This is a genomic window from Mycobacterium sp. ENV421 (assembly GCF_002887815.1).
GTDB lineage: Bacteria > Actinomycetota > Actinomycetes > Mycobacteriales > Mycobacteriaceae > Mycobacterium.
On record NZ_PDHO01000122.1, the window covers coordinates 1 to 1,311 of the forward strand.

At 62.6% G+C, this 1,311-nt stretch carries 1 protein-coding gene; it reads right to left on the reverse strand.

Going from position 1 to position 1,311, the window contains the following annotated elements; translation table 11 throughout:
- Positions 1–8 precede the first annotated feature (8 nt).
- Positions 9–1,262 (reverse strand): IS30 family transposase, encoded by a 1,254-nt coding sequence (locus CRM90_RS29950; RefSeq protein WP_102810449.1) that lies wholly within the window; start codon positions 1,260–1,262, stop codon positions 9–11.
- Positions 1,263–1,311 lie beyond the last annotated feature (49 nt).

A 1,311-nucleotide genomic window follows, 5' to 3' on the forward strand; every position in this document is an offset into this window, starting at 1 on the left:
CGGCGGATTCAAGGGGCTAGTGCAACAGCGGGTGGGTCGGACGGTTTGGACAGTAGTTCGTCGAGGGCTTTGGCGGGTGTCTTCCAGCCAAGGGTCTTACGGGGCCGATTGTTGAGCTTGGCTGCGACGTAGTCGAGATAGTCCTCAGGGAAGACCGACAGGTCGGTTCCTTTGGGAAACCATTGGCGTAGTAAACCATTGGTGTTCTCATTGGTGCCCCGCTGCCACGGGGAGTGCGGATCGCAGAAGTAGATCTCCAGATCGAGCGCCTCAGCAATTTTGACGTGATTGGCCATCTCCGAGCCCTGATCCCACGTCAGGGTTTGACGCAGCAGCGCCGGCAACTGCGTCATCTTGGCCACGATCGCGTTCTGCACCGCCTCGGCGGTGTGATTCTCGGGCAGATGCAGCAACAGTGCGTATCGGGTGGACCGCTCCACCACAGTGCCGATCGCCGATCCAGATGCCGTGCTGCCCAGGATCAAGTCACCTTCCCAATGTCCAGGTATCGCCCGGTCGAGGGCCTCGGCGGGGCGCTGGCTGATGTTGACCATGCCCGGAATGCGTCCACGGCGTTCCCCTGGGCGGCGCCGCGGATGGCGCAACGCCCGACCAGTACGCAGACATGTATGCAGTTCACGACGCAAATTCCCTTTACCCTGCACATATATCGACTGGTAGATCGTCTCGTGAGACACCCGCATCTCCAGATCGTCGGGAAACTCCGCCACCAGCCGCTGGGTGATCTGCTCGGGGCTGAGAAAGTCCTTCAGCCAAGTTTGCACCTGATCGTGCAGGCGCAGGTCGGCGGCCAGCTTGCGGGAATGGCGGCGGCGGGCATTGCGTTGCGCGCGGCCCTGGGCTGCGCTGGCGAAATAGTGCGGGCGCCGCAACGGCCCACCGCGCCACGGTGCGCCGAACCGGAACTGTGGACGGTATTTGTTGCGGCCATCGGAGCTGTTGCGCCTGATTTCCCGGCTGACCGTCGATGCGGCTCGGCCCAATCGCTGGGCAATCGAGCGGATCGGTTCCTGAGCCGCGACCCCCAGCGCGATCTGCTCGCGCTCAAGGAAACTCAGCCGCCTATATTGCCGTGCCACATCGCACACGATCTTCGGTTTCACCCCGCCAGCGTTACCGAACCACTGCCTACCCGTCGTCGCTGGCACCCCAGCGGCCACCGCAGCATCGTCGATCGACACCCCCGAACGCACATGAGCCCAAAACAAACGCACTGTCGACGACGGATGACCGGGACGCATGCAACAACTCCTCAGCTAGGAGCTGTTGCACTAGACCCCTGAACCCAAG